This is a genomic window from Lyngbya sp. CCY1209 (genome assembly GCF_055795065.1).
This window is the reverse complement of sequence record NZ_JAYFER010000374.1, coordinates 1-19,236: the sequence shown is the minus strand read 5'-3', so window position 1 is coordinate 19,236 and position 19,236 is coordinate 1. Positions and strand designations below refer to the sequence as shown.

The 19,236-nt window shown below is 56.0% G+C and carries 19 protein-coding genes; 6 read left to right on the top strand and 13 right to left on the bottom strand.

Annotated elements, in window-relative coordinates; all coding sequences use genetic code 11:
• Positions 1-128 precede the first annotated feature (128 nt).
• From AC0QHF_RS10715 to AC0QHF_RS10700, 4 genes are all read right to left on the bottom strand, one after another.
• Positions 129-1,856, bottom strand: a complete 1,728-nt coding sequence (locus AC0QHF_RS10715; RefSeq protein WP_324704198.1) for a succinate dehydrogenase/fumarate reductase flavoprotein subunit — start codon at positions 1,854-1,856, stop codon at positions 129-131.
• Positions 1,857-1,977: 121 nt separating this feature from the next.
• Positions 1,978-2,289 carry a hypothetical protein gene (locus AC0QHF_RS10710; RefSeq protein WP_324704197.1) on the bottom strand — a complete coding sequence of 104 codons (312 nt, stop codon included), beginning with the start codon at positions 2,287-2,289 and terminating at the stop codon, positions 1,978-1,980.
• A 280-nt stretch (positions 2,290-2,569) separates the two neighbouring features.
• Entirely contained in the window at positions 2,570-3,316 is a 747-nt protein-coding gene (locus tag AC0QHF_RS10705; protein ID WP_324704196.1) for a magnesium transporter CorA family protein, read from the bottom strand.
• A 54-nt stretch (positions 3,317-3,370) separates the two neighbouring features.
• Positions 3,371-3,895: a hypothetical protein gene (locus AC0QHF_RS10700; RefSeq protein WP_324704195.1), complete on the bottom strand. Its 525-nt coding sequence runs from the start codon at positions 3,893-3,895 to the stop codon at positions 3,371-3,373.
• 33 nt (positions 3,896-3,928) lie between these two features.
• Between AC0QHF_RS10700 and AC0QHF_RS10695 the strand changes: the two genes are divergently transcribed.
• The 5 genes from AC0QHF_RS10695 (at position 3,929) to AC0QHF_RS10675 (ending at position 8,962) form a co-directional block, all read left to right on the top strand.
• Positions 3,929-4,060 (top strand): hypothetical protein, encoded by a 132-nt coding sequence (locus tag AC0QHF_RS10695; protein ID WP_324704194.1) that lies wholly within the window; start codon positions 3,929-3,931, stop codon positions 4,058-4,060.
• A gap of 6 nt (positions 4,061-4,066) precedes the next feature.
• Positions 4,067-4,321 (top strand): hypothetical protein, encoded by a 255-nt coding sequence (locus tag AC0QHF_RS10690; RefSeq protein ID WP_324704199.1) that lies wholly within the window; start codon positions 4,067-4,069, stop codon positions 4,319-4,321.
• A gap of 546 nt (positions 4,322-4,867) precedes the next feature.
• Positions 4,868-7,183 carry an ATP-binding protein gene (locus tag AC0QHF_RS10685; protein ID WP_324704193.1) on the top strand — a complete coding sequence of 772 codons (2,316 nt, stop codon included), beginning with the start codon at positions 4,868-4,870 and terminating at the stop codon, positions 7,181-7,183.
• On the top strand, positions 7,128-7,574 hold the full coding sequence (locus AC0QHF_RS10680) for a response regulator (RefSeq protein ID WP_324704192.1): 447 nt from the start codon (positions 7,128-7,130) through the stop codon (positions 7,572-7,574). The genes AC0QHF_RS10685 and AC0QHF_RS10680 overlap by 56 nt, the downstream gene beginning before the upstream one ends.
• Before the next feature lie 170 nt (positions 7,575-7,744).
• Positions 7,745-8,962, top strand: coding sequence for a hybrid sensor histidine kinase/response regulator (locus AC0QHF_RS10675; protein ID WP_324704191.1), 1,218 nt, complete (start codon positions 7,745-7,747; stop codon positions 8,960-8,962).
• Here AC0QHF_RS10675 and AC0QHF_RS10670 read toward each other — a convergent pair.
• From AC0QHF_RS10670 to nifD, 7 genes are all read right to left on the bottom strand, one after another.
• On the bottom strand, positions 8,886-9,161 hold the full coding sequence (locus tag AC0QHF_RS10670) for a FeoA family protein (RefSeq protein WP_324704190.1): 276 nt from the start codon (positions 9,159-9,161) through the stop codon (positions 8,886-8,888). The genes AC0QHF_RS10675 and AC0QHF_RS10670 overlap by 77 nt on opposite strands.
• On the bottom strand, positions 9,161-10,615 hold the full coding sequence (locus AC0QHF_RS10665) for a ferrous iron transporter B (protein ID WP_324704189.1): 1,455 nt from the start codon (positions 10,613-10,615) through the stop codon (positions 9,161-9,163). The genes AC0QHF_RS10670 and AC0QHF_RS10665 overlap by 1 nt, the downstream gene beginning before the upstream one ends.
• Positions 10,539-11,207, bottom strand: coding sequence for a FeoB small GTPase domain-containing protein (locus AC0QHF_RS10660; RefSeq protein WP_324704188.1), 669 nt, complete (start codon positions 11,205-11,207; stop codon positions 10,539-10,541). The genes AC0QHF_RS10665 and AC0QHF_RS10660 overlap by 77 nt, the downstream gene beginning before the upstream one ends.
• A 168-nt stretch (positions 11,208-11,375) precedes the next feature.
• Positions 11,376-12,659, bottom strand: coding sequence for a nitrogenase cofactor biosynthesis protein NifB (nifB, locus tag AC0QHF_RS10655; protein WP_324704187.1), 1,284 nt, complete (start codon positions 12,657-12,659; stop codon positions 11,376-11,378).
• 338 nt (positions 12,660-12,997) lie between these two features.
• Positions 12,998-13,309 (bottom strand): (2Fe-2S) ferredoxin domain-containing protein, encoded by a 312-nt coding sequence (locus tag AC0QHF_RS10650; protein ID WP_324704186.1) that lies wholly within the window; start codon positions 13,307-13,309, stop codon positions 12,998-13,000.
• Positions 13,310-13,534: 225 nt separating this feature from the next.
• On the bottom strand, positions 13,535-14,905 hold the full coding sequence (gene nifK / locus AC0QHF_RS10645; protein WP_324704185.1) for a nitrogenase molybdenum-iron protein subunit beta: 1,371 nt from the start codon (positions 14,903-14,905) through the stop codon (positions 13,535-13,537).
• A 138-nt stretch (positions 14,906-15,043) separates the two neighbouring features.
• Complete coding sequence (gene nifD / locus AC0QHF_RS10640) at positions 15,044-16,705, bottom strand: nitrogenase molybdenum-iron protein alpha chain (RefSeq protein ID WP_324704184.1); 1,662 nt, start codon at positions 16,703-16,705, stop codon at positions 15,044-15,046.
• Between the two features lie 32 nt (positions 16,706-16,737).
• On the opposite strand from nifD, the gene AC0QHF_RS10635 reads away from it, so the two are divergent.
• A complete protein-coding gene (locus AC0QHF_RS10635) occupies positions 16,738-16,899 on the top strand; it encodes a hypothetical protein (RefSeq protein WP_324704183.1) in 162 nt (53 codons plus the stop codon).
• A 23-nt stretch (positions 16,900-16,922) separates the two neighbouring features.
• On the opposite strand, the gene nifH is transcribed toward AC0QHF_RS10635, so the two are convergent.
• Entirely contained in the window at positions 16,923-17,747 is an 825-nt protein-coding gene (gene nifH, locus AC0QHF_RS10630) for a nitrogenase iron protein (protein ID WP_324704182.1), read from the bottom strand.
• Between the two features lie 450 nt (positions 17,748-18,197).
• Positions 18,198-19,130, bottom strand: a complete 933-nt coding sequence (gene nifU / locus AC0QHF_RS10625) for a Fe-S cluster assembly protein NifU (protein ID WP_324704181.1) — start codon at positions 19,128-19,130, stop codon at positions 18,198-18,200.
• Between the last annotated feature and the right edge of the window lie 106 nt (positions 19,131-19,236).

Here is a 19,236-nt window from a genome sequence, read left to right as displayed (position 1 = left end):
CAAAAAAACGCGATCGCTCCATCTTGTCCCCCCCTTTTTAAGGGGGGCTAGGGGGGATCAAATCACCCCAAAAAAAATGCGATCGCTCCAATAAATTGAGGCAGAAACCCGGTTTCCAGTCATTTGAATTAATACTTCCGTTCCTGCGGCTCAAACATCGTAATTGTCACCGGGCGGTAGGCGACATCAATTCCGGCGGGGGAATAGTAGGCGAGGGTATGCTTGAGGAAATTGCCATCATCGCGGGTGGTATAATCTTCGCGGCTGTGGGCGCCGCGGCTTTCCCGGCGGTTGAGGGCAGAAGAAAGAATCATCTGCCCGACAATCATGATGCTCCGCAATTCCAACGCTTCAATTATCTCCGTATTCCACAATTTGCCCTTATCATCCAAATAGATACTTTGGTATTTGTCTTGCAGGGCTTTCAGTTGTTCCAACCCCTCCCGCATCACGTCTTCGGTGCGGAATACCCCGCAATGTAACGTCATGGTATCCTGGAATTCTTGCCGCAATTGGCCGATGCGACAGTCGCCGGGACGGTCTAACAGGGCTTGGATTTGTTCGTTGGCTTCTCGGATGTATTTTTGTTCGTTGACTTCCGGCAATTTGCGGTTTTGGACGAATTGCGCGATCGCCGCCCCGGTTCGTTTTCCGTAAACCACGCACTCCAACAGGGAATTACTCCCCAAACGGTTCGCCCCGTGGACGGACACACAAGCCGCCTCCCCGGCAGCGAATAACCCGTCCACCAAACTATCGGCACCGGCGAGAACCTGGCCGTCAGTGTTGGTGGGGATGCCACCCATCGAATAGTGGACCGTGGGGCGGACCGGCATCGGTTCGTTGACGGCATCCACCCCAACCAGGCGGTGGGCTTCCTCCCAACAGAAGGGGATGCGACTCATGATTTTTTCCCGGCCCATGTGCCGCAGGTCCAGATAGACGAAGGGACCCCCGGCGGTGCCGTCGGGGTGGATGCCGCGTCCGGCGCGAATTTCCAGGGTGATGGCGCGGGAGGTGATGTCCCGGGGCGCCAGTTCCATTTTGGCGGGGGCGTAGTCTTTCATAAAGCGATCGCCGTTACTGTTGATCAAGTAGGCGCCCTCGCCCCGCACCGCCTCGGAAATTAACACCCCCACCGGATAGAGCCCTGTGGGGTGAAATTGCACGAATTCCATGTCCTGCAGGGGCAGTCCCGCCAACGCCGACATCGCCAAGCCGTCCCCGGTGGAGGCGAAATCGTTGGAGGTGGTGTTGAAGGCCCGGCCGTAGCCCCCGGTGGCAAACATGACGGCCTTCGCCCGGACGACTTGGATGGTGCCGTCCTCGATGTTGTACATGACCACGCCCTTGGCCTGCCCGTCTTCGAGGATCAGCCGCATGACGTACCATTCATCGTAGATGTGGACGCGGTTGCGGCGCAGGTTGTTGACGAGTTCGTGGAGGATGGCGTGGCCGGTTTTGTCGGCGGCGTAGCAGGTGCGGCGGTTGGTGTGGCCCCCGAAGGCCCGCTGGGCGATGCGGCCGTCTTCCAGGCGGGAGAAGAGGACGCCCATGTGTTCCAGGTCGATAATCACGTCGGGGGCTTCCTGGGTGAGGATGGCGACGGCATCTTGGTCCGCGAGGTAGTCAGACCCTTTTACGGTGTCGAAGGCGTGGGTTTCCCAGGTGTCTTCGGCGTCGATATTTTTGAGGGTGGCGGCGATGCCCCCCTGGGCGGCGACGGAGTGCGATCGGATCGGGTGGGTTTTGGCGATCGCGGCGACGTCGAGGCTGGGGTCGGTGCGGGCGATCTCCACGGCGGCGCGAGTTCCGGCCAAACCGCCGCCGACGATAATCACGTCATGTTCGATCATAGCGTTGTGGATGGTTGGGTATCTTCACATCTTCTATGGTGAAACAGAAAAAAACCCCCCCGCCGAAAGCCAAGGAAGTTTTTAGGGTTGGGGGGTTGGGGAGGATTTGCGGATTTGCCACTTAACCCGACACTTGGGCGGCTTGTTCTCCGGGCATCATCGCCTGATCTGTGCCTTCTTCGGGCTGGATCTTGGTGGGCATCACCTCGATATGGTTGAGAAGGGTGGTGACGAATGAGAACAGCAGGAAAGGCAGGGACAGCACGACGATCAGCCCCACCGTCGCCAGGGCGAAGATTTGCCGGGAACTACTCCACAGGGCCAGGGAGGAGGCGAGGGCGACGAAGATGACAATCAGCCAAATCATGATTTGACCGTAGATGTCGCCGTAGGTCAGGGTGCAGTTGATCCGATATTTTTGCAGCTTTTCCATCTGATAGCTCTCGTTACATTCTGTTAAAATCCTAGGGTAAGGGTCGGATTCGATTTTGGAAAAATTCTCAACATTTTAATAAGAGTTGTAATTAATCTTTACATTTTGGACGGTTCGGGGTGAACTTTTTGGGGTTGACCGATCGCTCAAAATTCGCTAGGGTTTGCGATACGGCGCTGCGCGGGGGTGTAGGGTGTAGGGTGTAGGGTGTAGGGAGAATTGACAATTTATTATTGCCCTCCTCCGCTTCCTCCGCTTCTTCCGCTTCCCGACTCCCTTTCTACTTGAGGGGCAATTGCACCCCCAGATCACCCGTCTGCACCCAATTTTTGACGCTAAATCCCAATACAATTCCGATCGCAAATACGAACCAGAAAAAGGCGGGGGACGACCCTTCCAAGCCGCTGGGAATGTTCATCCCGAAGACGCAGGAAATGGCGGTGAGGGGGAAGAAAATGGCGGCGAGGAGGTTGAGGCGGTTGCCGGCCCGCACGGATTCCAAACTGAGTCTCGCCTGTTCTTCGGCTTGTTTTGCCATCTTGAAATCCAGGGCGGTTTTGGTGTTTTGGACGAGTAAATCCAGGGTGCGTTCGATCTCGTAGGCCCAATCCCGAAAATCGATCAGGTCGCGATCGCCGGGGACGGCTTCCCGGGCGGATTGGAGGGTGGCGTGGAGGTTGCCGGCGGCCCGCCACAGGGGTGCGATCGCTTCGAGGAGTCTAAAATAATCTTCGGCGGTCTTGGCTTTTTCGTACTGCTGCCTCAGTTGAACTTCCGCTTTGCCGTACTCTTGGAAGTGGTTGGTGAGGAGTTGGAAGGCGACGCCGCCCCTGCCGCACTCCCAACCGCCCTCGGGTCGCCGCCAAAACAGAACCGCCTCGCGATCGCGCGCGCCCGGTTGGGGGGCTTTGTGGAGGACCAGCAGCAAATGGCCGTCGGCAACCATCGCCCGCTGTTTTCCGGCGCTTTTCTGGCCGAAGCGGTTGCGGATCGACTCGGGGACGGCCCAGCTCGCGGGGAGGTTCATCGCAGGTGGGGGGTAAATTTACCTCAATTATGCGATCGCGGCTGCAACCCCCCTCTATTTTTTATCTTTTTTTTCGGATTCGGCTTCGGACTCGACATCCGCCTCCGGCGGGGACTGCAGGGCTGCGTCCAAAATCGCCCGGGCTTCTTCGGCTTTGCCCCGGGCTTCCCGGTAGCGGAGGTTGGCGACGGCGAAATTTTTCAAGGCTTTGAAGCCGTCCTTGAGGTTGGCGATTTCTTCGGGACTTCCCGCCTCGTCGCTGAACAGGATGTCGATCTGTTCCCGGGCATTGAGGGCTTCTTGCCGGCATTCCATCATTTTCAGCTTCAAAGAGGCGAGGTTGCTGAGAACTTGCACGGCTTCGCCGATGGCATCTTCTTCGCCACGGTCGGCGAAGTCGGGTTCTTTGACCTCCACGAACTGCTCGGGGTCGAATCCTTCTTCCAGGTCGGTGGGCAATGAGCCCGAATCCATCAGCGCCATCAGTTTATCCATCGCCTTTTCCCGGGCTTTCGGGGAGTCTTTTCCGCGCACGGCGAGGATCACTTCCGGGCTTTGAGGGAGGGTGTAGCGGACCATATCGACAGGGGTTGCCTAAAATAACCGTTGTAGGTGAGTATTTTAGCAGAATTGTTTCCGACTCCGACGGGTTTTTTGCGGGCCGGGTCAACGCCGGCGGGTCGGCGGCGGCGGGCGAATGCCCCGGGCGGGTCGGCCGACATTGATGATAACGGACGGGATTGATAAATGATGAAAGAACGAGTGCTTCGCTGGTTAAATCGCTTTTTGGTGGCGGATGTTTTTTTGGTTTTGTTGAGTTTCTTTTGGTTCGCGATCGCGGTTTTGGGGCGCTCCGTTGGGGTGCCTTTGGGGTTGGATGTGTGGTACCAACTTTGGGAACCTGTCTTCACTCCGGCGATCGGTTTGTTGATGGGGGGGGCACTTTTGATCGGGGCGACGAATCAAATCTCGAAGTGGTTTTTTCCCCCGAAATCTGAACCTTGAACGGTGCAGCAATTACCGCCTCCGCTCCGCCGGACGGCTTTCTCCCGAAGCCTCGGAGCGCCTCCCTCGGGCGGGGAAATCTGCCCCGGGGGTGGGAAGGGAAATCGGAGCTTAAAATTTATTTATATTATCTCAAACATTATTTACATGGCGGTTACAAAAATTTAGGCGATCGCTGTGGGCGGGTGGAATTCGGCTCCCACCGCCGAAGATGGGGCGGTGATCGGTACCAATGCGGGGGCATCAGAAACGGAATTTTATGTCTTCTTAAGGTTGTCGTTCTTTCGGGGCCCAAAAAATCGTGATATACTGCGAGATATACGGGTGGAGAGCAAAAAGTTTATTGAATCAGAGTCAATTGCCGAGGAGCCGGCGGCAGAATGATTGGTGCGGATGCCCGACAGAAGAGGCGATCGCGATCGGTGGGAGGTTGGAGAGCGACGGTCGGTAATTTGTGTTCAATTGCGATCGGGCGGGAAGGGTCGGTCCGGAGGCGACAACATTCAAAAGTATCTAAAGCATCTGAGGATAAGGAGCGCGGAAATCATGAGGGGAATTAATTTGAGGCTGGAAACGGCGAACGAAATCGGAACCGAGATCGAGAGCGAAGCGATCCACATTATTTCCAAATTGCAGCCCCACGGCATTTTGTTGGTCTTGAGCGAACCGGATCTGAACATCCTGCAAGCCAGCGACAACAGCTTTCGGGTGTTCGGAATTCCAGCGGAACTGCTGGTGACGATGACCTTGGAGGAACTGCTCGATCCCTTCCAAATCGAGGGAATCCGGGCTGGTTTGGACAAAGATAACCTCGATTACATCAACCCGTCCAAACTGTGGGTGAGAAAGCAGGGGGATGACTACGTTATCTTCGACGGCGTATTTCACCGCAACCCCGACGGATTTTTGATCTTAGAATTGGAGCCGGCCGTCTCGCGGGAAAACATTCCCTTTTTGAGTTTTTACCACCTGGCGCGGGTGTCCATCGGCCAACTGGAGCAGAGCGCCAACCTGACGGATTTCTGCCGGGTGATCGTCCGGGAAGTCCGCAAGATCACCGGGTTTGATCGCGTCATGCTGTACCGGTTCCGGGAGGACGGCCACGGCGAAGTGGTGGCGGAAGAAAAGATCGAGGAACTCGAGCCCTATTTGGGCCTGCACTTCCCCGAATCCGACATTCCCAAGGTGGCGCGGCGGCTGTTCAGCTCCAACTGGATTCGGATCATCCCCGACGCCAAAGCCGAACCCGCGCAACTGTTTCCGGAGCGCAACCCGGTCAGCGATCGCCCCCTGGACCTGACCCACTCCATCCTCCGCAACCCCTCCGACTGCCATTTGGAGTATTTGCACAACATGGGTGTCGGCGCCTCGGTGAGCATCTCCCTGATCAAAGACGGGCAGCTCTGGGGCCTGATCGCCTGCCACCACCGGACGCCGAAATTCGTCTCCTACGAGCTGCGGAAGGCCTGCGAATTCTTCGGGCGGGTGATCTTCTCGGAACTCTCGGCCCGGGAGGAGACGGAGGACTACGACTACCGGATGAAGCTGACCAACACCCAAACCGCCCTGGTAGATTATATGTCCCAGGAAGATAACTTCATCGATGGTTTGGTGAAATACCAGCCCAATTTGTTGGATCTCACCAATGCTCAAGGGGCGGCGGTGTCCTTCGGGGGGCGGTGGACGGCGATCGGCCAGATCCCGAAAGAGGAAGACCTGAATTTGTTGCAGGAGTGGCTGCGGAAAAATACCGACGGCGAGGTATTTTACACCGACGCCCTGCCCCGCATCTACCCCGACGCGGAACCCTACAAAGATGTCGCCAGCGGTCTGCTGGCCGTGCCCATTTCCGATCGCAACTATGTTTTGTGGTTCCGTCCGGAAGTGATCCAGACGGTGAATTGGGGCGGCGACCCCGGGCGGGCCTACGAAAAGAGCCACACCGACGGCATCACCAGGCTGTCCCCCCGCAAGTCCTTTGAACTGTGGAAGGAGACGGTGCGGCTCAAGTCCCTGCCCTGGAAGTCCGTCGAGATCAAGGCTGCCCTGGAACTGCGGAAAGCGATCGTCAACATCATCCTGCGGCAGGCCGACGAACTGGCCCAACTGGCCCGCGACCTGTCCCGGTCCAACGCCGAATTGAAAAAATTCGCCTACGTCGCCTCCCACGACCTGCAAGAGCCCCTGAACCAGGTGGCGAACTACGTCCAACTGTTGGAGATGCGCTACCGGGAAGAACTCGACGAGGACGCTTCGGAGTTCATCGGGTTCGCCGTCGAGGGGGTGAGTCTGATGCAGACCCTGATCGATGATGTTTTGGCCTACTCGCGGGTGGACACCCAGAGCATCGAATTCCAGGTGACGGAAGTCGATCGCGCCCTGAGTCGCGCCCTGGGCAACCTGCGGGGCCGCATCCAGAAAACCGAAGCCACGGTGACGTTCGACCCGATGCCGACAGTGATGGCCGACGGCACCCAGTTGATGCAACTGTTCCAAAACCTGATCGGCAACGCTATCAAATTCCGCAGCGAGGAACCGCCCCAAATTCACATCGGGGCCGAGCGACTCGAAGAGGAATGGCTGTTTTCGGTGCGGGACAACGGCATCGGCATCGACCCGCAGTTCGGCGATCGCATCTTCGTGATCTTCCAGCGCCTCCACACCCGGGACGAGTACCCCGGCACGGGCATGGGTCTAGCCATTTGCAAAAAGATCGTAGAATGTCATCGCGGCCGGATCTGGGTCGAATCGGAACCGGACAAAGGTGCGACGTTCTATTTTACGATTCCAGTAGGGGGACGCCATCGTGAGCGTAGAAGTGGACGACAAGCCCAAAATCATCCTTTTGGTGGAGGACAATAAGGCGGACATCCGCCTGATTCAGGAGGCACTGAAAAAAAGTTCGGTGCCCCACGAAATCGTCATCGTCCGCAACGGCATGGAGGCGATGGCGTACCTGCGGCGGGAGGAGGAGTACGCGGACGCCATCCGCCCGGATCTGATCCTGCTGGATCTCAACCTCCCCCGCAAGGACGGCCGGGAGGTGCTGGCCGAAATTAAAGCCGATCCGGGATTGAAGCGGATTCCGGTGGTGGTGCTGACCACCTCCCACAACCAGGACGACATTTCTCAAAGTTACGATTTGCACGTCAACTGTTACATCACCAAATCTCGAAACCTGAGCGAACTCTTCGAGATCGTCAAGGGCATCGAGGACTTTTGGTTGAAAACCGTCACGCTGCCATCGGAGTAGGGTGTAGGGTGTAGGGTGTAGGGTGTAGGGTGTAGGGTGTAGGAAATAGGGAATAGGGAATAGAGAATAGGGGGATAGAGACTTTCTCCGCTTCCTCTGCCCTCTAAATTTTAGCCGTCGATCCGATATCCTTAAAAAGTGAGAATCCGAGGGAAAGTCCCCGAAATGTTATGCCTGTACGGTCGGTCAATATCCTGTTAATCGAAGACGATCTGGCGGCGGCCAGGTTGTTGCAGGAACTTTTGAAATGTTCCGCATTGGATGCCTTTCGACTGGTTCACGTTAAACGGTTGGGGGAGGCCCTGGAAACCCTCAAAGCGGCAGAATTGGAGTCACAACCCTACGATGTCATCCTGTTGGATTTGACCTTACCCGATAGCTGTGGCTTGGATTCCCTCACCCCCCTGCTGCACCAGGCACCGAGTCTGCCGATTATCGTGTTGACCAACACCAATGACGACAAATTGGCGATCGAGGCGGTGCGGCAGGGTGCCCAGGACTATTTGGTGAAGCGGATGGTCAATGCGGAGGTGCTGGTGCGATCGATCCGGTACGCGATCGAGCGGAAACAGGCCTTTGAAAGCCTCAAGGAGATGAACGAGACCCTGGAAAGCCAGGTGAAGGCGAAGACCGAGGAACTGATGCAGGCTCAGGAATTGAACCAACTCAAGGCGGAATTCGTTTCCATGATGTCCCACGACTTCCGCAACCCCCTGAGTACGATTTTGCTGTCCACGGAACTGCTGCGGGACAGCGCGGAAAAGTTGAGCCCGGAACAAAAACTTCGCCTGTTCCAGCGGATTCGGGCGGCGGGTCAAAATATGACCCAGCTTTTGGACGAAGTGCTGTTTATGGGCCAGTCCGACCTGAATGAATTGCAGTGCTTCCCCGTTCCCTTGAACGTCGAATCCTTCTGTCGCCAAATTGTCGATGAAATTCAGCTCGAAGTCGGCGAGAAATACGAGATCATTTTTGAGAGTCAGGGGGTTTTCCAGTCTGCCCTCTGGGACGACAATCTGCTCCGGCATATTTTAAATAATTTGCTCAATAACGCGATCAAATATTCGCCGGAGGGCAGCACCATCCGCTTCGATATTTTGGGGCGGGAAGATGCCGTTATCTTTCAAGTTCAAGATCAGGGGGTCGGCATCCCGCCCGGAGATTTGTCCAAGGTGTTCCAGGCGTTCTACCGGTCGGAAAATGTCGGCAAAGTGCCGGGAAATGGACTGGGGTTGGCGATCGTCAAGCGCTGCGTGGAAACCCACGGCGGCCGGATCTCCGTGGACAGCCAACTCGACGTGGGGACGACGTTCACCGTGGCGATCCCGATCGCGACGGTGGCATTTTCGGGGGCACCGTCGGGGGAGACTGCGGACGGACAAAAATAGTTTGCGCCGTCTCCCGATCCAAAGCGGCCCGCGATCGCCCCACTTTGACGACGTAGGTGGGAAATCGCTGCTCCAAAATTAGCGAAATTCCCGGCACGATTCCCAGGGCAAAGAGTTTTTGCAGGATCGTCTCTTTTTCGGTTTTCACTTCGGCAACGATCGCGTCCATTCCCACATCTAAAGCGGCGAGAGATATCATCAAACATTAACCCCGAAAAGGTTCAATAATAGATTCACCACGTACCCCATTGTAAAGGCAAAGGGAATGATAAACGCCACCATCGCCAAGGTAATTTTCAACCCCTGCTCTTTCACCATTGCCTGGAACTGGGCCACGCAGGGCAGGAACAGGGTCAGGACGACCGCCGTCACCACCAGTTGATTGCCGCTCAACAGTCCGCCCTGGGTGAGGTCGAACAGCCCCGCCGCCCCGTAGTCCCGCCGGAAGAAGCCGTACAGGAAAATCGGCGCCACCTCCTGCGGCAGTCCCAAAATCGCCGCCACGGGTTCGAGCCACCCGACGACCACATGAAAGATGCCCGTAATGTGGCCGATCCAAATGAACACGGACACCCAAATAAACAGCGGCACGATCTCCCAAAAATAGGCTTTCATGCGGAAGTAAGTTTTCAGGAGAATATTTTGCAGTTTGGGCAGTCGCAGCGGGGGAATTTCCATGTAAAATTCCGGGGGATTTCCGGGCAGAATCCGGGCGGTGACGGCACCGACGATCGCAAAAATTGACAAGACAAATCCGGCCCAGATCGCCAAAGCGGCGGGTTTCATCGCCAGCAGCCCCAATATCACCCCCCACTGGGCCGCGCAGGGTACGGCCAGGGCGAGGAGAAAGATCGTGATCAACCGCTCCCGCCGGGTTTCCAGGGTGCGGGTGACGATGGTTGCCATCGTGTCGCAGCCCAGCCCTAACACCATCGGAATCACTGCCCGACCCGATAATCCGATCGCCTTAAATAACCGATCCAGCATCAAAGACAGCCGGGGCAAATAACCGCTGTCTTCCAATAGGGAAAACATCAGAAAATAGGTCCCGACCACGGGCAGGACGATCGCGATCGCGTAGCGAATTCCCAAGGTGATGATGCCGTATTCGTTGGCTAACAAATCCTGCAAAATCGGCCAGGGAATCACGGCGGAAACAAACTGATTCACCGCCGGATTGATGTAGGTTTCAAAAAAGGTTTCGATCCCGTCAACTAGGGTTCCCGCCCCGAATTCTCCCACGAACTTGTAAACGCCGAAATAGAGGATCAGCAACAGCAGGGGAAACCCGGTGATCGGATTGACGGTTATTTGGTGCAGGCGTTCCGCCATCGGTTGCCCTTTCGGCGCCGACTCCGAGAGCACCGAACCTTCCACCTCCCAGGCCTTTTCCTGGCGACTCATGGCGATGGCGCTGGTCAGGGGGACGTCGAGTTGCAACTGGGCCTCCACGATTGCCCGGTCGTATTCCGTCCGGCGGGGACTGGCCGCGATCGCCTCCCACAGATCCGGGTCCCGCTGCAAAATCAGCACCGCCAGCCCTCTCGGGGACAGGTTGTAGGCCTCGAACAGGCGGCTATCTTTTTCTAACAGAGATTCGATCTGGGCGATCGCGGTTTCGATCGCGGGAGGATACGCGAGAGGACTCAACATAGTCTGCCACCTTGCACTTCAATTCCTGGACGCCGATATTGCGGGCCGCGGCCGTCAGCACCACGGGGATGCCCAACTGTTTCTGGAGGCGATCGGCATTAATTTCGATGCCCAACTGATAGGCTTCGTCAATTAGATTCACCACCAACAAAACCGGCAGTCCCGCCTCGAGCAGTTGCAGGGTAAAATTGAGCATCCGCCCCAAATGTTTGGCGTCCACGACGTGAATCACCAGATCCGGGGGCGTCCTCAGCAGCAGGTCCCGCCCCACCCGTTCTTCCTCGGTGATCGGCATCAGGGAATACATCCCCGGCGTGTCCAACACCGCGATCGCCGTTTCTCCAACTTGCATCTGCCCCCGGGAAACGTCCACCGTCGTCCCCGGGTAGTTGGAGACGGTGACGTAACGGCTGGTGAGGGCGTTAAATAACACGCTTTTTCCCACGTTCGGCGACCCCACCAAAGCCACCGTCGGCAGGGGGGTCGATCGTCCGGCGTCGCGACTCCGGCGACTTCCGAACCAGTCCCGCCAAGATCGTCGCGGCGACGAGATCCGGGCGGGACAGGTTTTGGGGCAGTGATGGCAACTCATTTGGCCTCCTGTTCGAGTCAGTTATCAATAAAAATTCTCAACTATACGGCTACTTTAATTCTAGGAGATGGCAGAAATAAACGTCAAGAACAGGTGGATTGGGGAGGGGGCCAGGGTATCAGCATCTGTCCCCGCGCCCCCGAAATATGTCAGTCCGCAGTCGAGATGTTAAGTGCCACAACTGTCGGCGCCCAGGGCGCCCACGGCGGGCTGCTCGCCTTTGAGCTTGGCGAGATCTTCACCATTGTACACCGCCCGGAGTCCGGTGGCGATCGATCCGGCTGTTTCCACCGGCAAAACGCCGCACTGGGTCAAGATCTGCTTCGGGTTGTTGCCGATGCCGCTGGCCAGCACCGCCCGACAGTCCTTGAGGACGTCGGCCACCCGTTGCCACCGTTCAAAGCCGTGTCCCTCCTCCGGGGCGAGACGTTCTTCCACCAAAGCGAACCCCGCCTCGGTTTTCTCCCAAATCTGGAACTGGTCTGCCTGTCCGAGGTGCCGGTTCACCAGGACGCCTTCCACCGTAGCGACGGCGACGTAGGGGCGATCTTTCGTATCGACGGGGATCAGTTTTTTGGAACAGTCAATTAGGCAACCGTGGAATTCCTCCGACTGGTCGGCCCCCAACAGGCCCACCGCGTCGGCGCGGCAGCGGGTGCAGTGGCGCATCTGGGGCAGATACTGCTCGCACTCCTTGCGGATTTTCGCCATCGTCAGGCCGTCGGGTTCGGTGAGTCCCTCGAAGGGGGTTTCCGCCGTGGGGAAGATGGCCATCGCGTTGAACAGGTCGGCCCCCAACTCCGCCATTTTTTTGGCGACTTCGACGGCGTGGTGGTCGTTGATACCGGGCATGATGATGCAGTTAATTTTCACCGTCACCCCGGCGGCTTTGAGTCCGGTTACGGCGGCGATTTGCCGTTTCAGCAACAATTCCGCACCTTTTCGGCCTTGGTAGACGTTTTTTTCGTCCCGCACCCAGCGGTAAACTTTGCGGGTGATTTCCGGGTCGATCGCATTAATGGTAACGGTGACGTGGCTGACGCCAATGCGGGCGATTTCATCGATATATTCCGGTTTTAATCCCAAACCGTTGGTCGCCAAACAGAGGATCAGATCCGGGTATTTATCCCGCAGCAGCCGCATGGTTCCCAAGGTTTCCTCGGGGTTGGCGAAGGGATCGCCGGGACCGGCAATTCCCGCCACCGTGATTCTCGGTTCTTTTTCCAGCACTTTTTCCATGTAGGATAACGCCTGGGAGGGGGAGAGGATAGTGCTGGTGACGCCGGGTCTGCTTTCGTTGACGCAGTCGTATTTGCGGTTGCAGTAGTTGCACTGGATGTTGCACTTGGGGGCGACGGGGAGATGGACGCGCCCGAACTGTCCCTTGACTTTGGGGTTGAAGCAGGGGTGCTGTTCAAAATTGATGGTGGGAACGTTGAGTGTGGCTGTCATGATTGTGCTCCTTAGATTCGGCGGGGTGGGGCGGAAAAACCCGTTTTGGCAATTCGTTGGTGCGATCGCGCTCCGGGAGAAATAAAGAAGGCGAGAACGGTCAATTTCCGTGGCGGAAATTCCCGGATTTGCGAGGCGAGTGGGTGAAGCTTTTCTCGATTTGAGCCTCGAATTGCCTACCATGTTAACCCCAACGTTACGGGGAGTCTGTATTCAAAAACACAAAAAAAGGCAATTTTAAAAAAAATTGCCAATTTTGACCGTCTGACTTGTTTTTATTGGGATCAAAAAGACAATGGATAATTGCCCATCATCAATTATCAATTATCCCCGGCTTTCTAGGCGAACAGATAATCTTCCGCTGCCTCCCCTTCTTCCAAGGCGTCGAGGATGTCGTCGATCGCCTCTTCGTTCACTTCCCCGTACCAGTAGTTATCGGGGTAAATCATCATCACCGGGCCGCGATCGCAGAGTTTCATGCAGCCGGTCGAAGAAACCAGGACGTTCAGGCCGCGATCGACCAGTTCCCCTTCCAAATACTGCATCAACGACTGGGCATTTTTCTTGTTGCAAACGCCCTGGGCTTCCCCTTTGGTGCGAAAGGACGCGCAAACAAAAATGTGATGATCTGGCTTTTTCAGTTTACCCATCGGAGTTTCCTCCCATTGTCATTAAAGATATCCATTGGTAGTTCAAAAGTCGGTTGAGGAGTGAGGAAGGAGGAGTGAGGAGGGAGACAAAGTTTCTCTTTTCTCGTTTCTCTTTTCTCGCTTCTCAATGGGTCATAATTTTGACTTTTGACTTTTGATTTTGACTCGATAAAAGGGGGAGAAGTGGGAAGGATTGACCCTCCCCATTCTCCGTTTCCCGTCGGTTTACAGGACCAACTCGAAGGTTTCATCGGGATCGTCGCGATCCTTGCGATCGAGGATGGTGTTGATGATGGTGGACAGCAGGTGCATACTGCCACGGTAGCCGACGCTGGGGAAGTAGCTGTGACCCACGCGGTCGAGGATCGGCCAGCCGAAGCGGACGAGGGGAATATCTTCCGCCCGGGCGATATGCTTGCCGTAGACGTTGGTGATCAACAGGTCAACGGGTTCGTTCTTGATCAACTGGTGCAGGTAGAACATATCTGCGTCCGCCTTGACGATCGCTTCGGGAACCCAATCTTTGAGGATTTCCTGGCAGCGATTTTCAAAATAGCGGGAAGTCGTCCCCGTGATCACATAGACCGGTTTGGCGCCGCAACTGACCAAGAATTCCGTCAGGGGGACGACCTGATCCGGATCGCCGGACACCGCCACCCGCTTATTGTAGAGGTACTGCTGCCAGTCGGTCATGATATCGACCAACCGGCCGCGATCGTCCGTCAAGCTTTCGGTGGGTTCGACACCCGTGGCTTCCATGACCGCTTGGATGAAGCGATCGGTTGCCGCGATGCCGATGGGCAGATCCAGCAGATCGTAATCGACGTCGCACTTATTCTTGAGTTCTTCCGCCGCCGCCTTGCTGGCAACCGGACCCAACGCCAGAGTCTTGATGCTGTCGCCGGTGGTTTTCAGAGCTTCCACCGTCGTCCCACCCTTGGGATACATATGGAATTCCCCGGTTTGGGGTGTATCCACCACGTCGGAGGTGTCAGGGAACACGACGGACTCCACGCCCAATTCTTTCAACAACCGCTTCAGGTGGCGGGTGTCGGAGGGTTCGACGTATCCCGGAATCAGGTTGATCTGATTTTTGGGGCTGTCTTTTTCCGCCAGGTACGTGACCATCGCCTTGGTCATGTTGGACCAGCCGGTGATGTGGGTGCCGACGTAGCTGGGGGTGTTGGCGTGGATGACCACTTTTCCATCCGGAATCAAGCCGCTTTCGCGAGACTCGTCGATTAGGGAGGGAATGTCATCTCCGATGGTTTCCGACAGGCAGGTCGTGTTGATGGCGATCACGTCGGGGTTGTACAGCTTGTACATCGTCGTGAAGGCCTGCCGCAGGTTGGCGCCGCCGCCGAACACCGCCGAACCTTCCGTAAAGGAACTGGTTGCCGCCATGACTGGCTCTTTGTAGTGGCGGGTTAGGTGGGAACGGTGATAGGAGCAGCAGCCTTGGGAACCGTGGGAGTGGGGTAGGCAATTGTGAATCCCCAGGGCGGCGTACATGGCGCCGATGGGCTGGCAGGTTTTCGCCGGGTTGATGCGTAGGGCTTGGCGTTCTGTAATTTCTTTGGGGGTTGCTTCTAACATGATTCGCTTCCTCGATCTCTTGATGTGGACGGTGGGTGATGGAGGGTGTGGGGTGTAGGGTGTAGGGTGTAGGGAAAGTCAAACATTCCCTATTCCCTATTCCCTATTCCCTATTCCCTATTGCTTGCGCGCGGTGCCTTACTTCTGCCAGGGGGCTTTGATGTATTTCCAAGCCGGCCCGCTAACCCGCAGGTCGATATCTTTGGCGAAGTTGACCGCACCTTTGAACCCGGCAAAGGGACCGCCGTAGTCGTAGCTGTGCAACTGTTTGGAGGGAATGCCAAACTTCTCGATGATGTACTTGTCTTTGATGCCGGACCCGATCAAGTCGGGCTTGAAGCGTTCGATGAGGACATCGAGTTCGTGGTGGGAGATGTTGTCCACCAACAGGGTGCCTTCGCCCATGTCGGGGATCATGCCGCCATATTCACCGATGATGCCTTCTTCCCGCAATTTTTGCAGAACATCTTCCGAAGGGGGATTGTACAGTTCCGGGTCGGGTTGCACTTCGATTTCTTCGATGTTGCGGCTGTCCGCGTCAACTTTGATTTTGGGCAGTGCCTGACGGCCTTCGTAGTCGTCCCGGTGAGCGAATTCGTAGCCCGCAACAACGGTTTTCATGCCCAAATCGGCGAACAGTTCTTGGTAGTGGTGGGCGCGGGAACCGCCGACGAACAGGAAGACGGTTTTTCCTTCGAGACGTTCGCGGTAGGGGGCGATTTTCGCTTCCGCTTCGGCGACTTCTTCGGCCAAGACCGCTTCGACACGTTCCGTCAGGGCGGGGTCGTCGAAGAAGCTGGCGATCTTCCGCATACTCTTGGCGAAGGCGTGCACGCCGATGAAGTTGACTTTCACCCAGGGGACGCCGTACTTGGTTTCCATCATCGTCGCCATGTAGTTGATGGAACGGTGGCACATGACGAGGTTGACTTTGGCCAGGTGGGCGCGGGTGGCTTCGTCGTAGGAACCGTCACCGCTGAATTTGGAGACGACGGTGATGCCGCATTTTTCCAGAACCCGCTCGATTTCCCAGGCATCCCCGCCGATGTTGTATTCGCCCATCAGGTTGACGGTGTAGCCGGGGATTTCTTCCGTTTCCGTGTCGGCGCCGACCCAGTTCTTGAAGAAGCCGTTGTTGGCGATGTGGTGGCCGGCGGACTGGCTGACGCCTTTGTATCCTTCGCAGTTGAAGGCGACGACGCTGATGCCGAGGGCTTCGCTCATTTCTTTGGCTGCGCCCTGGATGTCATCCCCGATCAGTCCCACCGGACAGGTGGAGTGGACGCTGATGGCTTTGGGCTTGAAGATGTCGTAGGCTTCCTGGATGGCGGTTTTGAGTTTGCCGACGCCGCCGAATACGATGTCGTGTTCGTTCAGGTCGGTGGAGAAGCTGTAGTTGATGAAGTCCTGACCGACTTCTCTGGGTTTGAATTGGTTGCGACGGGTCATCCAGGCGTAGTAGGAACAGCCGATGGGGCCGTGGACGATGTGGACGATATCTCCGAAGGGACCGACGACCACCCCTTTACATCCGGCGTAGGCGCATCCCCGTTGGGTGATAATGCCGGGAGTGGTGCGGGCGTTGGCGTCGATTTCCTGTTGGGGATCGTCATTGCGGACGACGATGTGCTTGCCCCGCTTTTTACCGACTTTCCGGGGATAGGCTTTGATGATTTCTTCGACGGTTTCGGTTGTGGTTTCTAAACCGACGGGGGACTCGGAGAGCATCACCTGCTGGTTGGCTGTGGCGGATTGCTTCTCGAGGTCTGTTTGGGGTGATAGGTTCGTATTCTCAGTCATTCTCTAATCTCCTCTTGCAGGGAGGATTTCCGATGTTTTGGGACGCTCAGAAATCCGGGTATTGGGCGTGGCTGTCGGGGCCGGACGGTGGCGATCGCTTTCGGATGAAAAACGGGGGATTTTTGAAGGGACGGGACGAACAGGAGGACGGTCTCATCTCCTCTTTTCTACCCCCGACTTTTCGATCACTCTAGCCGACCGATGGTTGCGAATTGAATTATTCGTACAGGCCGAATTTGACCAACAGTTTTTCGAGCTCGTCATTACTCATGGGGTCGGGAATGACGTGGTTGGTATTTTCGTCGATCGCTTTCGCCAGGTTGCGATAGTGTTGGGCCTGTTCGCAGTCGGGTGCGTATTCGATCACCGTCTTGCGGTTCAGTTCTGCCCGCTGCACCATGTTGTCACGGGGCATGAAGTAGATCATCTGGGTTCCCAGCCGTTCGGCCAAGCCTTCGATCAGTTCGGCTTCCAGGTCAACTTTACGGCTGTTGCAAATCAAACCCCCCAACCGCACGCCGCCGGATTTGGCATATTTTTTGATGCCCCGGCAGATGTTGTTGGCGGCATACATTGCCATCATTTCGCCGGAGGTGACGATGTAGATTTCCTGGGCTTTTCCTTCCCGGATCGGCATGGCGAAACCGCCACAAACCACGTCTCCTAAGACATCGTAGAAGGCATAATCAAGACCTTCTTTTTCTTCGTAAGCGCCCAACTGTTCCAGCATACTGATGGAGGTGATGATCCCCCGTCCAGCACAGCCCACGCCCGGTTCCGGACCGCCGGATTCGACGCAGAGGGTCTTGCCGTAGCCTTCTTTGCGGATATCTTCGAGTTCGATATCTTCGCCTTCTTCCCTCAAGGTGTCGAGCACGCTCTTTTGGTGCAATCCCCCTAACAGGAGACGGGTGGAATCCGCTTTCGGGTCGCAGCCGACGATCATCACTTTCCGACCCAGTTCGACTAATCCAGCTACGGTGTTTTGTGTAGTTGTGGATTTACCAATTCCGCCTTTTCCGTAAACTGCAATCTTTCTCATGGTTTAGACCTCCTAACTGTTGGTCTGATGGCTTTCATTTGGAAACCGAAGGGCGACTACAAAATAGTTTTGATTCTGTCGCGCAAGTTCCATTCAAAAAGGTCGGATGGATTTGGTTTGCTCCGGAGAGCTAGACCTTTTTGAAGGTTGGTTTGGAACCTACTTTGCAGCTCTCTTTTAGTTCCATGTTTATAGAATAGTTGACTCCCCAGGTATCGACTGTATCTGACGTTACAAAATGGCGAAAAAAATGGATTTTTCTTGGTGAATAGACGGGGGCATCTGATGGATATTTTTTTGGGGGAAAAATTAAGGAATAATAAGGCTTCGATGGGACGAACTCATTGCCACAATAAACAACTGCTTTGTTGTTTTTAAATGATTTTAAAAAAATCCCCCGATATCGAGTTCGGGGGAAAAGTGAGGTGCAAGCTTTTGTGGGGGTCGGGGTCAATCTGTGGTGTCTTCTTCTTCGATCGCCTCCACAATCAAATCCGGACTGACCCGATCGCGCAATCGTTTTTCGATCGCCATTTTCAACGTAATCGCCACGCTGGGACACCCATCACAGGCCCCTTTCAAAATCACCAAAACGCGATCGCCGATCACATCATATAAATCCACATCCCCGCCATCGTAGGCCAAAGCCGGACGCACTTCTTCTTCAAGGACCTGTTGAATCAACAACATTTTCTGCAAATTCGTCAGCGTCCCCGAGGGCACCGGTTTCGGCGGTGTCGGCGGTTTCGGCTGGGGAGTAGAAACGGGTGCTTCCACTTTCGCCCCCACTTCCGTCCCATTGATCTCCGCGAGCAGATCATCGATCTCCGCGAGACAGGCACCACAACCGCCGCCGGCCTTGATGTAGTTGGTAACTTCCTCCGCCGTGGTGAGCTGGTTGTCCACGATCAGGCGGCGGATTTTCCCCTCCGTCACGGCGAAACACTGGCAGACCATCGAACTTTCGTCCTCGACGTCCGGCCGGACGGGGATGCCCCGGTAATTGGAAATAGCCGATTCCAACGCCTCCTGCCCCATCACCGAGCAGTGCATCTTCTCCTGGGGCAGACCGCCCAGATAGTCGGCGATCTCGCGGTTCGTCAATTTCAGTGCCTCATCCAAGGTCTTCCCCTTCAGCAGGTCGGTGAGGGCTGAAGACGAGGCGATCGCACTGGCACAGCCGAAGGTCTGAAACCGGGCGTCCAAAATCGTTTCCGTCTTTTTGTCGATCCTCAGATGCAGCCGCAGGGCGTCGCCGCAGACGATGCTGCCAATTTCACCCACCGCGATCGCTTCATCGACATCACACTCCGCCACCGCGATCGCTCCCATATTATGGGGATGGTGGAACAGATCCATCACTTTTTCCGTATATTCCCACATCGTAAAAATTCTCCTATTTCACACTTGCACGCTTTGATACTCTGCGGGTTAAAACCACGCAGATTCTTAAGTAATCCAAAGCTGGATTCTCAAAGGCATTATCAAA

Excerpts from the sequence above, each read along its gene's own strand:
- AC0QHF_RS10715 (WP_324704198.1), bottom strand. The coding sequence starts at position 1,856 with ATGATCGAACATGACGTGATTATCGTCGGCGGCGGTTTGGCCGGAACT.
- AC0QHF_RS10710 (WP_324704197.1), bottom strand. The coding sequence starts at position 2,289 with ATGGAAAAGCTGCAAAAATATCGGATCAACTGCACCCTGACCTACGGC.
- AC0QHF_RS10705 (WP_324704196.1), bottom strand. The coding sequence starts at position 3,316 with ATGAACCTCCCCGCGAGCTGGGCCGTCCCCGAGTCGATCCGCAACCGC.
- AC0QHF_RS10700 (WP_324704195.1), bottom strand. The coding sequence starts at position 3,895 with ATGGTCCGCTACACCCTCCCTCAAAGCCCGGAAGTGATCCTCGCCGTG.
- AC0QHF_RS10690 (WP_324704199.1), top strand. The coding sequence starts at position 4,067 with ATGAAAGAACGAGTGCTTCGCTGGTTAAATCGCTTTTTGGTGGCGGAT.
- AC0QHF_RS10685 (WP_324704193.1), top strand. The coding sequence starts at position 4,868 with ATGAGGGGAATTAATTTGAGGCTGGAAACGGCGAACGAAATCGGAACC.
- AC0QHF_RS10675 (WP_324704191.1), top strand. The coding sequence starts at position 7,745 with ATGCCTGTACGGTCGGTCAATATCCTGTTAATCGAAGACGATCTGGCG.
- AC0QHF_RS10670 (WP_324704190.1), bottom strand. The coding sequence starts at position 9,161 with ATGATATCTCTCGCCGCTTTAGATGTGGGAATGGACGCGATCGTTGCC.
- AC0QHF_RS10665 (WP_324704189.1), bottom strand. The coding sequence starts at position 10,615 with ATGTTGAGTCCTCTCGCGTATCCTCCCGCGATCGAAACCGCGATCGCC.
- AC0QHF_RS10660 (WP_324704188.1), bottom strand. The coding sequence starts at position 11,207 with ATGAGTTGCCATCACTGCCCCAAAACCTGTCCCGCCCGGATCTCGTCG.
- nifB (WP_324704187.1), bottom strand. The coding sequence starts at position 12,659 with ATGACAGCCACACTCAACGTTCCCACCATCAATTTTGAACAGCACCCC.
- AC0QHF_RS10650 (WP_324704186.1), bottom strand. The coding sequence starts at position 13,309 with ATGGGTAAACTGAAAAAGCCAGATCATCACATTTTTGTTTGCGCGTCC.
- nifK (WP_324704185.1), bottom strand. The coding sequence starts at position 14,905 with ATGTTAGAAGCAACCCCCAAAGAAATTACAGAACGCCAAGCCCTACGC.
- nifD (WP_324704184.1), bottom strand. The coding sequence starts at position 16,705 with ATGACTGAGAATACGAACCTATCACCCCAAACAGACCTCGAGAAGCAA.
- AC0QHF_RS10635 (WP_324704183.1), top strand. The coding sequence starts at position 16,738 with ATGTTTTGGGACGCTCAGAAATCCGGGTATTGGGCGTGGCTGTCGGGG.
- nifH (WP_324704182.1), bottom strand. The coding sequence starts at position 17,747 with ATGAGAAAGATTGCAGTTTACGGAAAAGGCGGAATTGGTAAATCCACA.
- nifU (WP_324704181.1), bottom strand. The coding sequence starts at position 19,130 with ATGTGGGAATATACGGAAAAAGTGATGGATCTGTTCCACCATCCCCAT.